This is a genomic window from Pseudacidovorax sp. (assembly GCF_017991995.1).
In the GTDB taxonomy this organism is placed as follows: domain Bacteria; phylum Pseudomonadota; class Gammaproteobacteria; order Burkholderiales; family Burkholderiaceae_C; genus Xenophilus.
In genome coordinates, this window is record NZ_JAGOPN010000021.1 from 1 (window position 1) to 12,871 (window position 12,871).

At 70.3% G+C, this 12,871-nt stretch carries 13 protein-coding genes; 6 read left to right on the forward strand and 7 right to left on the reverse strand.

Features of this window, described 5'->3' with window-relative positions:
* From KBC94_RS23745 to KBC94_RS23765, 5 genes are all read left to right on the forward strand, one after another.
* Positions 1-548: helix-turn-helix domain-containing protein (locus KBC94_RS23745; RefSeq protein ID WP_294376130.1), on the forward strand; the 548-nt coding region annotated here is incomplete at its 5' end.
* A gap of 140 nt (positions 549-688) precedes the next feature.
* Positions 689-1,303, forward strand: coding sequence for a hypothetical protein (locus KBC94_RS23750; protein ID WP_294376132.1), 615 nt, complete (start codon positions 689-691; stop codon positions 1,301-1,303).
* Between the two features lie 206 nt (positions 1,304-1,509).
* Positions 1,510-3,135, forward strand: a complete 1,626-nt coding sequence (locus tag KBC94_RS23755; protein ID WP_294376135.1) for a hypothetical protein — start codon at positions 1,510-1,512, stop codon at positions 3,133-3,135.
* Positions 3,027-4,211 carry a hypothetical protein gene (locus tag KBC94_RS23760; RefSeq protein WP_294376137.1) on the forward strand — a complete coding sequence of 395 codons (1,185 nt, stop codon included), beginning with the start codon at positions 3,027-3,029 and terminating at the stop codon, positions 4,209-4,211. Before KBC94_RS23755 ends, KBC94_RS23760 begins: the two co-directional genes overlap by 109 nt.
* A 145-nt stretch (positions 4,212-4,356) precedes the next feature.
* Positions 4,357-4,824 carry a GFA family protein gene (locus tag KBC94_RS23765; RefSeq protein WP_294376139.1) on the forward strand — a complete coding sequence of 156 codons (468 nt, stop codon included), beginning with the start codon at positions 4,357-4,359 and terminating at the stop codon, positions 4,822-4,824.
* A 30-nt stretch (positions 4,825-4,854) separates the two neighbouring features.
* On the opposite strand, the gene KBC94_RS23770 is transcribed toward KBC94_RS23765, so the two are convergent.
* From KBC94_RS23770 to KBC94_RS23780, 3 genes are read right to left on the reverse strand one after another with little or no spacing between them, the layout of a single operon-like run.
* Positions 4,855-5,727 (reverse strand): alpha/beta hydrolase fold domain-containing protein, encoded by an 873-nt coding sequence (locus tag KBC94_RS23770; protein WP_294376142.1) that lies wholly within the window; start codon positions 5,725-5,727, stop codon positions 4,855-4,857.
* A gap of 25 nt (positions 5,728-5,752) precedes the next feature.
* Complete coding sequence (locus KBC94_RS23775) at positions 5,753-6,769, reverse strand: tripartite tricarboxylate transporter substrate binding protein (RefSeq protein ID WP_294376144.1); 1,017 nt, start codon at positions 6,767-6,769, stop codon at positions 5,753-5,755.
* Between the two features lie 39 nt (positions 6,770-6,808).
* Positions 6,809-7,855, reverse strand: a complete 1,047-nt coding sequence (locus KBC94_RS23780) for a porin (RefSeq protein WP_294376147.1) — start codon at positions 7,853-7,855, stop codon at positions 6,809-6,811.
* Positions 7,856-8,001: 146 nt separating this feature from the next.
* Here KBC94_RS23780 and KBC94_RS23785 point away from each other — a divergent pair, with 146 nt between their 5' ends.
* Positions 8,002-8,793: an FCD domain-containing protein gene (locus tag KBC94_RS23785; RefSeq protein WP_294376150.1), complete on the forward strand. Its 792-nt coding sequence runs from the start codon at positions 8,002-8,004 to the stop codon at positions 8,791-8,793.
* Here KBC94_RS23785 and KBC94_RS23790 read toward each other — a convergent pair.
* The 4 genes from KBC94_RS23790 to KBC94_RS23805 are packed head-to-tail and all read right to left on the reverse strand — an operon-like array spanning position 8,714 to position 12,763.
* A complete protein-coding gene (locus tag KBC94_RS23790) occupies positions 8,714-9,547 on the reverse strand; it encodes a ChbG/HpnK family deacetylase (RefSeq protein ID WP_294376153.1) in 834 nt (277 codons plus the stop codon). The genes KBC94_RS23785 and KBC94_RS23790 overlap by 80 nt on opposite strands.
* Positions 9,544-11,148, reverse strand: a complete 1,605-nt coding sequence (locus KBC94_RS23795; RefSeq protein ID WP_294376155.1) for a glycosyltransferase family 39 protein — start codon at positions 11,146-11,148, stop codon at positions 9,544-9,546. Before KBC94_RS23795 ends, KBC94_RS23790 begins: the two co-directional genes overlap by 4 nt.
* Positions 11,145-12,176 (reverse strand): glycosyltransferase family 2 protein, encoded by a 1,032-nt coding sequence (locus KBC94_RS23800; protein ID WP_234195794.1) that lies wholly within the window; start codon positions 12,174-12,176, stop codon positions 11,145-11,147. Before KBC94_RS23800 ends, KBC94_RS23795 begins: the two co-directional genes overlap by 4 nt.
* Complete coding sequence (locus tag KBC94_RS23805; RefSeq protein ID WP_294376160.1) at positions 12,173-12,763, reverse strand: phosphatase PAP2 family protein; 591 nt, start codon at positions 12,761-12,763, stop codon at positions 12,173-12,175. The genes KBC94_RS23800 and KBC94_RS23805 overlap by 4 nt, the downstream gene beginning before the upstream one ends.
* Positions 12,764-12,871 lie beyond the last annotated feature (108 nt).

The window sequence follows — 12,871 nt, forward strand, 5'->3', positions numbered from 1 at the left end:
CGCAGCATGCGCTGTCGCTGGGTGGGCTGATCGAGCTGCTGACGCAGACGCGGGCGAACTTCGGGCAGAAGCCGCTGGCCACCAGCAGCATGCGCATGATCCTGATGCGGCTGATGAAGAAGCTCGATCGTTCGGGCGCGCCGTGTCCGATCCTGTCGGTGCACGGCTGGGGCTACCGGCTGAGGGTGGGCGACGAGCCGGCGGGCGGGCGTGGGCAGATGGTGCAGGGGGGCCGGATGGCTGCTGCTGCCGGCGTTGCTGGCATGCCCATGGCGGCAGCCCTCACGCCGTCCCCGGGCTCCATTGCACTGACGCCGGCCTCGTCCTTTGGCGAGCCGATGACCCCGTCCACCCCATCTTCAATCCCGCCGTCCTTTGCGGACGCCTTTGCTGTCCCTGCCAGCGCCGCGGCGGCTGCAGGTGCTGCCGCTGCCTCGCGTACGCCGGTGCAGCCGATCTCCCCGAAGTCTGTTCTTGCGGCCCGACGCGGCGCCTCGCCTGTGCGTGCGGATGCGGCCGACCGGGCTTCCGGAGCGCTTGGCGGATGACGCGCCGATGCGTGCCTGTGCCTGTGCCTGTGCGCCGCGTGCTGCGGCCGCCCCTGACTTCGAGCGGCGCCCCTGCGAGGGCGCCGGCGTGTTCGACCCTGTCCTGTAGCAGCCCTGAAGACCTGAAAGAGGTGAAGACCATGAAACACCGCCTGATGAATCCCTTGATGAACGTGCGCCTGATCGCGCCGGCCTTGCTGAGCGTGGTGCTGGCCGTGCCGGCATTTGCGCAGCTTGCGCCGTCCGCGTCCGCCTCTGCCCCCGCGAAGGTCGAGCAGAAGGCCGAGCAGAAGCCCATCACGGTGGAGCTGACGCAGAAGAAGGTGGTCAAGGACGAGCGGGGCCGCGAGAAGCTGGAGGAGGTCGACGGGGTGCGCCCTGGGGACGTGCTCGAGTACCGGGCGGTCTACAGGAACGTCAGCAAGCAGGCCCTCAAGGGCGTGGCGGCGAACCTGCCGCTGCCCGAGGGCCTGGAGTACGTGGCGCGCACGGCGCAGCCGGGCAAGGGCGTGCAGTTCGCGCTCAAGGCCGATGGGACCTATGAGGCGGAGCCGCTGATGCGCAAGGGTGCGGACGGGCGCATGCAGCCGGTGCCCTTGAACGAATACCGGCAGATCCGCTGGCGCCTGGACGAGCTCGCGCCGGGGGCCGAGGCCGTGGTGAGTGCGCGCGCGAAGGTGGAGATGGCCGCGCCGTCGCAGGAGATCTCGCCCGTGTCTGCGGCGGCTGCCGCGGGCGCTGCGGCCAAGCGCTGAACGAGCGCGCGGCCGTGTTGCGCGCGAGGAGGGCGCGCGCGGCTGCGCACACCCCGTGTGGGTTGTCAGGGGGGCTTCGGCTGGATGCGGCCGAGGAGTTCTGAGGACCGGCACCGTCCTGCCCGGAGATGCGGCTGAGGGCCGTATCGCGAGGCAGTTTTTATCCCTTTTGTGAACGTCGGCATTCCTTTGAGAGGAGAAAACACGTGAAAACCCATCACCCACAGACCCGCGGCGGCGCCAAGCCGTATGCGGCGTGGGCTGGCGCAGCTGCATTGGCGGCAGTCTTCCTGAGTGGAAGTTCTGTTGCGCATGCGGCGACGCCGCCCGCGGGATTGAAGATCGGCAACCAGGCAACGGCCACGTACAAGGGCCCCAACGGCGACGACCAGTTCTCGCAATCAAACGAGGTATTGACGACCGTGCTGCAGGTCGGTGCGTTCACGCTGGACAGCAAGTCGGTGGCTGCGGGCGGGGTCGTCAACACCAAGACGGGCTCGACGGCTGCGACGATCTATGCGCCGCACGTGCTGGTCAACACCGGTAACGGGACGGATTCGTTCCTGATCACGGCGGCGCCGACGTCGGCGAACAAGTTCGAGAAGATCGAGGTCTTCCTGGACAACGACTTCGACGGAAAGGCGGACAACCCGACGCCGCTGTGCACCACTGCTCCGTCATCGCCGCCCACGTCCTGCAGCGTCCCTGCGCAGGCGGTCAGCGCGGGCGGCAAGCTGGGCTTCGTGGTGGCCTACACCATCCCGGCGTCGGCGGTCACGAGCGCGCCGGTGCTCTTTGACTCGGGTCTGGTGACGGCGGTGCCGCAAAGCAGCGGCCTGTACACGGCGTCGAACCAGACGGTGACGGTGCAGGATGATGTGACGCTGACCAATGTGGCGGCGTTCAACGTGCGCACGTCCATCGCGGCGCCGACGGTGGCTGCACCGGGTGGTGGCGCCTGGCCGCTGCCGACCGCCAAGACCGAAGGCCAGCGCTCCTCGGGTGCGTCCTGTGCCACCGCCTGGCCGGTCAGCAACAGCGCAACCTGCACGTACACCACCTACACCATCACGTACAGCAACACGGGTGGCCAGGTGGGCACCTTCAACCTGCAGGACGTCATCGGAACCGGCAGGACCGCTGGTTTCACCTACGTGACGGGTTCCGCGGTGTGGAGTAGCAGCAATTCTGGCGTGGCGCTGGATGAGACGGGCAATGGCGCCAACGGTGCCAATGTCGACTTCAAGTACGACGCCGCCAGCAAGACGCTGACTTTCCTGGACAAGGTTCTGCCGGTGAGCAACGAGCGCACCCTGAGCTTCGTCGTGCTGGTCAACAGCAGCGCGACGCTGGGTACGGGCACCACCGCCAACGTGGTGACGTACAGCAAGGACGATGCGCCCACGGCCGTGATCGGCGCGCCGGCGGGCCTGAATGCCACGTCCAACGAGAGCGCGTTCAATGTCCTGGGCACCTACGGGGTGGCCCTGGGCAGTGCGGGCGCGACTTCTGCCAACGCGAAGGACGTCACGGCGGGCGCGGGTGGCCCAGCACGCCCGCGAGCATCAGCTGCGTGGACGCCAACGGCGCCAGCACCGGCAACGGCACGGGCGCTCTGGGCACCGTCTCGGGTGTGCAGGTCACCCTCGGGACTGCGCAGATGGTGGCGGGTGCGGACATCACCTGTACCTTCACCAACACCCGCAACGGCATTTCCGGGGCGGTGTTCAACGACGGCGGCGCGCCCAGCGGCAGCACCAATACCGGCACGCCCAACGACGGGCTGCAGAACGGCTCCGAAGCCGGAGTGGGCGGCATTACGGTCAACCTGACCAACTGCAGCGGCACCATCTATGCGAGCACGACGACCGACGGCAACGGCGCCTTCGGCCTGAGCATCCCGACGGCGCAGATCGGCCAGACGGTGTGCGTGCAGCCGGTGCTGGCGGCCAACACCCTGGCCACCGGCGCCAACGCCGCAGGCACGGTGCTGCCCGACGGCAGCGCCACAAGCGTGGGCGGGGTGGGCTACACCTACACCCGGGCCAGCCAGCAGGCGAGCTTCACCGCCCCTGCCTCGGGCACGGTGACGCTGAACTTCGGGCAGGTGCCGGTCAGCACGCTCACTCCCACGGCGGGCCGCCAGCAGAGCCGGCCAGGGCTGCGTGCGCTGCATCCGCACACCTTCACGGCCGGCACGGGCGGCGCGCTGAAGGTGCAGCTGGGCACGGCCACGGCGACGCCCAGCACCGTCACGGGCTGGAGCGAGGCGGCCTACCTGGACGCGAACTGCACGGGCGCGCTGGACCTGTCGGCGCAGCAACTGGGCGCCTCGACGACGCTGACGGTGGTGCAGGGGCAGCAGCTGTGCTTCCTGGTGCACGAGCAGGTGCCGGCCACCGCACCCGAGGGCAGCAGCAACGCCGTTCCGGTGACCGCCACGCTGACGTTCACCAATGCGGCGCCGGGCCTGAGCGCGAGCTTTGCGGCCACGGACACCACGACGGTAAGCAACTCGGCGCTGCAGCTGACCAAGGAAGTGCGCAACGTGACGCAGGGCGTGACGACCTTCGGCCCGAACAACCAGGCCAAGTCGGGCGAGGTGCTGGAGTACCGGATCAAGTACGCCAACACCGCGCTGTCGCCGATCAACAGCCTGGTGATCAGCGACACGACGCCGGGGTACACGACCTTTGTGCAGGCGAAGACGGAGACCACGCCCACGAGCCTGACGGCGTGCACGAAGGTGACGCCGGTCAATGCAGGGACGTCCTCGACGCCGGCGGTGCCGGTGGGCTGCGACGTGGCGCAGACCGCAGGCGGCATTGGCCCGATCACCTGGACCTTCACCGGCACCCTCAGCAGCGGTGGCGAGGGCGCCGTGCTGTTCCAGGTGAAGGTGGATTGAGGTTGCAGGGGCATCGTCCAGGAGATGAAGCCCGAACGCGCGAAGGGTGGCCGACGCCTACGGCGGCATCGGCCATCCGCCCGACGTGGTACCTCTCGCGATGTCCTAGGCTTGAGAGTTCCTCACTTTCCCAGGAGTCCTGCCCATGCATCTCGACGGATCGTGCCATTGCGGGCGCGTGCGCTTCAGCGTGGAGTCGACGGAGCCGGTGCCCTTCATGCGTTGCTACTGCTCGATCTGCCGCAAGACTGCCGGAACGGGCGGCTACGCCATCAACCTGGGCGCGGATGCCCGCACCTTCCAACTGCACAGCGGCCAGGACGCGGTGCGGGTCTATCGCGCCCGCATCGACGGCAAGGAGAGCACAGGTCAGCGCCACTTCTGCGGCCATTGCGGCACGGCGCTGTGGCTGTACGACAAGACCTGGCCCGAGCTGATCCACCCGCATGCCGGCGCCATCGACACGCCGTTGCCGGTGCCGCCCGAGAACGTGCACATGCTGCTCGATTCGAAGGCCCCGTGGGTGCAGGTGGAAGGCCGCCCGGGCGACGCGCACTTCGAGCACTTTCCAAAGGAGTCGCTCGCCGAGTGGCACCGCCGCCACGGGCTGTGAGCGGCCGGCGGCCCGGCGCAGGCCCGCGCTTCAACCGGTCTGTGCCACGAGCCTGAGCAGCGCCCCGTACCACGGCGCCTGCGGATCCCGCAGCGCCAGATGGGTGCCGAAGTGGTCCAGCAGTGGCATCTCGTGTGTGCTCACCCCGCCCGGCTGCAGGGCCAGCAGGGCGGCTGTGCGGCGGTTGGACCGCTGGACCCGATCGCTATCCTGCGCGCCCCAGCCGAGGTGCATGGGAATTCGGTTGCCCGCCGTCCAGCACAGGGGGCTGAGCGGGGCGTCGTCGTCGGCATGCAGGAGCACATGGCTGTAGACACGCTCCTCCAGACTGCCGGCGGGCGGCAGCGGATGGTGCAGGTCGAGGATGGCGCTCAGCGGCAGGCAGGCGCGTATCGCCTGCGACGGCACGCCAGCGCGCTGCGCGTCGGCGGTGCGCAGTGCCGCCAGGGCCGCGAGGTGGCCGCCCGCCGAATGTCCGGCCAGATAGAGCCGCCGCGGATCGCCGCCGAATCCGGCTGCATGACGGGCGATGTGTGACAAGGCAGCCAGGCTGTCGTCCAGGGCGGCCGGCAAACGGTGCGCGGGTGCGAGGCGGTAGCCCGGCGTGACCAGCCGCATGCCCAGCGCGGCCACCACGGGCGCCATGAAGGCGCACCATTCCTTGTGGCCATGCGTCCAGCCGCCGCCATGCCAGAAGACCAGCACGGGTGCGTCGCGCATCCCCGGGGCGCCGTACACGTCGTAGCGCTGTGCCGGGTCGTCGCCGTAGGGCACGTTCCGGACCTGCACGAGGGCGGCGGGCACCTCACGGGCCCAGCCGAGCACGGTCTCGGCGTACTCCGCCGCTGCCTTGAACGGCAGGGGCGGCTGGGGGGAAAGGGCGTCGATGTCGAGGAAGGTCACAGGGTCCTTGCAGTGGGCACGCGCGCTATTCGGCGCGGATGCCGAATTCCTTGACCAGCCTGCCATAGCGCAGGTAGTCGTCTTCGGCGAGCTTCTTCATTCTGTCCGGCGGGCCGCCTTCGGGCTGGAGCGAGATCGATTTCATGCGCGCCACCACGTCCGGCATGCGGATGATCTCGTTGAAGTGCTGGTTCAGCAGCGCGACCAGCGCGGGCGGCAGGCCCTTGGGCCCGAGCAGCGCCTGCCAGGCGCCGATCTCGGCATGGGGTACGCCGGCCTCGGCCAGCGTGGGCACCTGCGGCAGGAAGGGCGAGCGCTGGGCATCGGCCACGGCCAGCAAGGTGAGCTTGCCGCTGTCGATGTAGGGCGCCACCGGTCCGAGCGACGTGTACATCATCGGCACCTGGCCGGCGACCATGTCCGCGATGGCCGGCATGCTGCCGCGGTAGGGCACCTGGGTGATCTTCACGCCGGCGGACTTGTCCACCAGTTCGGCCAGGATATGCATGGGCGAGCCGTAGCCGGGACTCGCATAGCTGCGGATACGGCCCGCCTTGACGCTGGCGAGCAGCTCCTTCATGGTCTTGACGCCCGTGTCCGACGCCACCACCACGAAGAGCGACTGGCTCGCGAGCTGGATGATCGGCGTGAGGTCGGTGGCCGGATCCACCTGGGCGGTCCGTGACGTCTGCAGCACATGCGGGGTGATGGCGAGCGTGTTGGGCGCCACCAGCAGCGTGTAGCCATCGGGCGGCGCCTTCGAGACGTAGTTGACGGCAATGGTGCCGGCGGCGCCCGTGCGGTTGTCGACCACCACGGGCTGACCCAGCCGCGCCGACAGCTTCTCGCCCAGGAAGCGGGCGAGCACGTCGGAGTCGCCGCCAGCGGGATAGCCGACGACCAGCGTGATGGGCCGGGCGGGATAGCCGGCCGTGCCCTGCGCGAAGGCGGGCAGCGGTGCGATGGCCGCGAGCGGGGCGGCAGCGCAGGCCAGCAGGTGCTGGCAGAGGAAGCGGCGGTTCATGGCGATGTGCGGGTTCATGGGCAGAGGGGATGAGGGCGGAGGCGGACGGGCAGACGCTCAGAAGGCATGGCGCACGCCCACGTTGAAGGCGCGGCTGCCCAGTCCCTGCTCGGTGGCGTTGCCCACGCGGTAGAAGCCGGTGGCGGAGCCGGCCGGGGCGTTGTTGTGGATGCGTGCGATGGACACGTACAGGGCTGTGCGCCGCGAAAGGTTGTGCACGTAGCCCACGGCCCACTGGTTGGCATCGTTGTTGGCGAGGGTGCGGTCGTCCTTGCGGATGTACGACGCAAGAAACCGGCCGGCTCCGTAGGGCACGGAGACGCCCAGCAGCACGTCGCGCGAATCGCGGTTGAGCACCCCGAACACCGACGAGCCCTTGTTGATCGCGTAGTTGAAATGCGCGGTGAGCAGGCCGAAGTCGTACTTGGCCGCCAGCAGGCTCATGCTGCCCGGCCTGCCGTTGGCGTCGTTGACGTTGTGATGGCCCAGCTTGACGTACACCGGCCCCGAGACGTAGCCGACGGCGGCGCCCCACTCGCGCGCGAGGCTGGCGTCGTTGGTCTTCTCGCCGAAGCCGTAGGCCAGGTCCACGGTGAAGCCCTGGCGTGTCTCCAGCGCGTAGCGCACGGTGTTGTCCATGCGGTTGCTGCCGCCGGCGCCGCCGGGGCTGATCAGGTTGGCCGAATCACCCGCCAGCCCGGTGCCGAAGGGGTCGGACTCGGCCTGGAGGAAGGCCACCGGCGTGTACTGCCGGCCCAGCAGCACGCGGCCCCAGTCGCCCTGCAGGCCGACCCACGACTCCCTGCCGAAGCCGCGGCCGCCCTGGCCCAGGGTGCCGGTGTCGGCATTCAGGCCCATCTCCAGCCGGTAGACGGCAGAGAGCCCGCCGCCGAGATCCTCGGCGCCCCGAAAGCCGAGCCGGGAACCGGCGGAGACCCCGCTGGTCAGCTTGCTGGCCTCGGCGCTGCCCGGCCCGCCGCTTTCGCGCACGAAGCCGAGGTCGACCAGCCCATAGACTGTGACGCTGCTCTGCGCCAGGGAGGAGGTCGCCGCGCTCGCAAGCGCCAGGGCAACAAGACAGGGGAGGGGACGTGCAGAGGTCATGAGACGGAAGGACAGGGATGCGAAGCGGCAAAAGGGACGGATGAACCGATGCGTTTTTCATGTGGCGCCTCGGATTTCATGAAATCTACAAGTTTCATGAAATATTGCCGTTCGTATAATGGCGTATTTACTTCATGGAGGCATCCGTGTTAAACGAACCTGTGCCCGACGCCTCCGGCTCGCGGACGGAGCGCGCCTACGAGCGGCTGCGCCAGGAGATCCTGCGTGGCGAGCTGGCGCCCAACGAGCGGCTTCGCGCCGCCGACCTGGACAAGCGCTTCCAGCTCGGCCTGACGCCGATCCGCGAGGCGCTGGCCCGCCTGGGCAGCGAGGGGCTGGTGGCGATCGAGGCGCATCGGGGTGCGCGTGTGGTGGAGTCGTCGCCGGCCGAACTCATCGACCTGACCCGCACGCGCCGCGAGATCGAGCGGCTGTGCCTGGCCGATGCCATCGCCCATGGCGATGCGCGGTGGGAGGCCGGCATCGTGGCGGCATTGCACGTGCTGCACCGGACGCCGCTGCCCGACTTCAGCCGCAGCGACGCCATGGCCTCGGAGTGGGAAGTGCACCACCGCGCCTTCCATGCCGCGCTGGTGGGTGCGTGCACCTCGCAGTGGCTGCTGCGCTTCTGGAATCAGCTGGCGGACCATTCCCAGCGCTATCGCAAGATTCGGCTGGAGAGTGCGCACCTTCAGGCGCGGGACGTGAATGCCGAGCACCAGGCCATCGTCGACGCGGTGCTCGCGCGCGACGCCGCGACCGCCATCGCGCTGATGGACCGCCACCTGCAGGAGACCGAGAACGCGGTCAGACAGGCGGGCTCGTCCGCGCCAGACGCCGCCGGGGCGGCACCGGCGCTCAGCGCCCCGCGCGCACGGGCTGCGGCGAAAGCCGCACGCCCCAGCCCTGTTCCACCAGCGCGGGGCTCAGCGCGCTGAGTGCCTCGAACTCGATCTGGCGTGCGGCGGCGATGCCGTCGTAAGGGGCCGAGCCGATGGCCGGGTGGCACATGAGCACATCGCCGTCCCGGCACTGGGCGATCCACGCGTCCAGCGACCGCGCATAGGCCTGCACGTCGCGGTCGAAGCCGTAGACGCCCAGCAGGCGATGGCTCAGGGGAATGCCCCGGCGCCGGGCGAGCCGCCGCGCCCCCGGGCCGCCAAGGCGGTGGATGAGCTGCTGCTTGAAGGCGACGGCGCCCGATGCCGGGCCGGGCCGCGTGCCGCGCAGCCAGGGCAGTGCACGGCCGTAGCGCTGGTTCAGCAGTTCGGCCAGCGTCTCGCGCACGCCCGGCAGCTGGTGCACATGCCGGTGGCCGTCCACATGGCTGGGTGGCCGGCCCATCGCGTCCTCGAAACGGTCCAGCTGCTGCCGCAGGATGGGACCCCAGTGTTCGACGCCGCGGGGCATCAGCATGCTGCGTGCCGCCAGGCCGCTCAGGCTGGCCTCGCGGGCGGTGCCGTCCACGTTGGTCAGGTCCAGGTGCAGGCCCACATCGACGCGGGCGGCCGTGCGGGTGCGCAGCAAGGGCGCGTCGGCGGCCCAGGCCTGGCGCAGCACCATGCAACTGGTCGCCGTGACCACGCCCTGGTCGATCAGCGCCAGGATCGCGCGGTCGATGCCCTGGCTCAGGCCGAAGTCATCGGCGCACACGCACAGGCGGCGCAGGAAGACCGGGTGCGGTGGGCTCATGAGGCGCCGGCCCAGGCAGGCAGTGCACCGGGCGTGCCGTGACCCGACAGGCAGTCCGGCCCCTCGCCCGCGCGGCCGTCGTGGCGCCAGACCGCGATCTCGGTGTTGAAGGTGACCAACTGCATGCCCAGCACCCAGGGCGCGACGAGCTGCGCGTTGGAGGGCCCGATCACCCAGGTGCGGCCTGGGGCGCAGATCCGCGCCGGTTGGGCGTCGACGCCCTGCAGCCACGTGGCCCGGGTCGCGGGCTCGAAGGCGCCGGCGTCGGCCAGTTCCTTGCGCCAGTTGTCGCTGGCCTGGGCCACGGCCGGCCGCCAGTCGGACGCCACGGTGACGGGGCCGGGAAGCTGCCAGTAGAAGGGCAATTCGTAGAAGTAGTGGTCGAGCATCACCACGCGATCCCCGGGCTGCACGGACTCGCCCGCGGGCAGCTGCAGCCGGGCGTCGGGAGGGGTGCCGTAATGCCCGGCCGCCGCCACGCCCCCCACGCACAGCAGGGCGGCGAGCGCGCCGGTGGCGCCCAGCACCTTGGCGCGCCGCGGCGAGCCTGCCAGGGCGCGCTCCAGGCCCAGCGCGACGAGGGCAGCCAGGGGCGGCAGGGCTGGCAGCACGTAGCCCACCAGCTTGGAGCGCGGCAGCGAGAAGAACACCACCACCACGCCCATCCACACCAGCATCAGCAGCGGCAGGCCCTGGGCGCCGCGCGAGGGCGCCGGCGCGGCCTTGCGCCACCACAGCAGCAGCCATGCCGTCCAGGGCAGGCACAGGCCCAGCACCACGGGTGCATAGAACCAGAACGGATGCTCGTTGTTGAAGCCGCTGGCCGCGAAGCGGCGGAAGTGCTGCGTGATGACGAAGTAGTCGAAGAACTCCGGGTAGCGCAGCTGCATGGCGACGAACCACGGTCCGGCGACGAGCGCCATCAGCAGCCAGCCCGGCCACCACACGGCCATGCGCAGCGCCACGCGGGTGCGGCGTGTGAGCAGGGCCCACAGCACGATCACGCCGCCCGGCAGCACCACGCCGATCAGCCCCTTGGCCAGCAGGCCCAGCCCCGCCGAGGCGAAGGCCAGCGCCAGGGCGGCGCGCCAGGGGCGCTCCTCGTCCAGGCACAGCAGTGCATCCGCGGCGCAGGCGATGGTGGCGGTGATGCAGCCGGCCACCAGCATGTCGAGGTTGGCGAACTGGGCGCCGACGAAGAAGAAGGGGCTGGTGCACAGCGCCAGCGTGGCCCCGCGCGCCAGGCGCAGGTCGGCATGCCGCCGCAGGAAGGTGTAGAGCGATGCGGCCGCCAGCCAGGCGCCCAGTACCGAAGGCAGGCGCGCGGCCCACTCGTGCACGCCGAAGAGCTGCATGGCCCCGGCGCCGAGCCAGTAGAACAGCGGCGGCTTGTGGAAGAAGGGCAGGCCGTTGAGCCGTGGCACCAGCCAGTCTCCGGACGCCAGCATGGCGCGCGCCACGCCGGCATAGCGGCCCTCGTCGGGGGCGGTCAGCGGTCGCAGGCCGGCTGTCCAGGCCAGCCACACGCCGACCATCAGCAGGAAGGCGGCATGCCCCTTCCACCACGACGACGTGCCGCGCGCTTGCGCGGCGGCGCTCACGGCGTGCGCTCCGCGAGGCCGTGGCCGTGTTCCTCGCGCACGAGGAACAGCGGCCGGGCCTTGACCTCCTCGAAGATGCGGCCCACGTACTCGCCCACGATGCCCACCGACACCAGCTGGATGCCCATGAAGAACATGAGGCTCACGACGATGGTGGACCAGCCTGGCACATCGCTGCCCGAGATGAAGTGGCTCAACACCAGGAAGACGCCATAGCCCAGCGCCGGCACGGCCAGCAGCAGCCCGATCACGCTGATCAGCCGCAGCGGCCAGGTGGTGAAGGAGGTGATGCCGTCCAGCGCCAGGTTCAGCAGCCGCAGCGCGCCGAAGCGGCTCTGCCCTTCGGCCCGCGGGGCCGGCGTGTAGGGCAACGCCACCGTCTTGAAGCCCACCCAGGCGTACAGGCCCTTCATGAAACGGTTGCGCTCGGGCAGTGCCAGCAGGGCGTCCACCACCTTGCGGTCCATCAGCCGGAAGTCGCCCGCGTCCTCGGGAAGCGGCGTGCGGCTGGAGATGTTCACCGCCCGGTAGAAGAGCCGCGTGCCCACGCGCTTGAGGGCGCCTTCGTCGGCCCGGTTCTCGCGCACCGCGTAGACCACTTCGGCGCCGCTGCGCCACTGCTCGACCATCTTGCCGATGAGCTGCGGCGAATGCTGCAGGTCGCCATCGAGCAGCACCACGGCATCGCCGCGCGCGGCCTTGAGTCCGGCGCTCAGCGCGGCCTCCTTGCCGAAGTTGCGCGACAGCCGCACCAGCCGGAAGCCCGCCAGCTGGCACCAGGTGCGTGCCACGTCGGAGGTGTCGTCGCTGCTGCCGTCGTCCACCACGATGACTTCCCAGCGCAGGCCGATGCCCTGCAGCAGCTGCTCCAGCAGCGGCAGCAGCAGGCGCAGGTTGGCCGCCTCGTTGAAGCAGGGGATGACGCACGACAGGGCCGCCGCGGCGAGTTGCACGGGGGGCTGGGCGACGACCTCGTCGGTCTCGACGACCTTCAGGCGTGCGGTGGGGGCGTGCACGGCGGCATTCATGGCAGCGGTTTCTCTCGATGCGAAGGGGCGATGACCGGTGGCGTGAGCGGCGGCGCGACCGGTTGGGCGGGGCGGGCGCCCAGGCGGATCCGAAGTTGCCACTGCAGAGCCAGGAAGCTGGTCAGCAGCGCGGCGGCAAGCCCCATTCCCGCCACAACGTCCAGCGGGAAGTGCACGCCGACATGGATGCGGGCCCAGCCCGTGGCAAGCGCCAGGACCATGGCCGCCAGGCCATACCGGCGCAGCGGCCGGCGCACCAGCAGGCCGAAGGCGACCAGGCCCATCACGGTGGCATGGGTGCTCGGCAGTCCGTCGCTGCCGCCATGGGCCAGGTGGCTGGGTGTCAGGCCCAGCATGAAGGGGCGGGGATAGCCCAGCGCGCTGGCCAGCGTATGGGCCACCAGGGAGCCGATCGCCGCCATGCACAGCAGCGCGAGCAGGTAGCCGCGTTCGTCGCGGTGGCGCAGGCCGGCGCCGAGCATGACGGCCGCGCTGAGCCAGGGACCGAAGCGCGCGAGTGCGCTGGCAATGGACAGCAGCCAGGGCGTGGGCGAGCTGCCGGCCGTCATCGCGAGGAAGAGGGCCATGTCGGGGCGGGTCATCGCGCCACCCCGCATCCGCATGCGCCGACGCGCCGCCCGTCACGGCGCATGCGCGTGAACGCGGGATGAACGGGCGCCGGGGAAGGGTCGGTC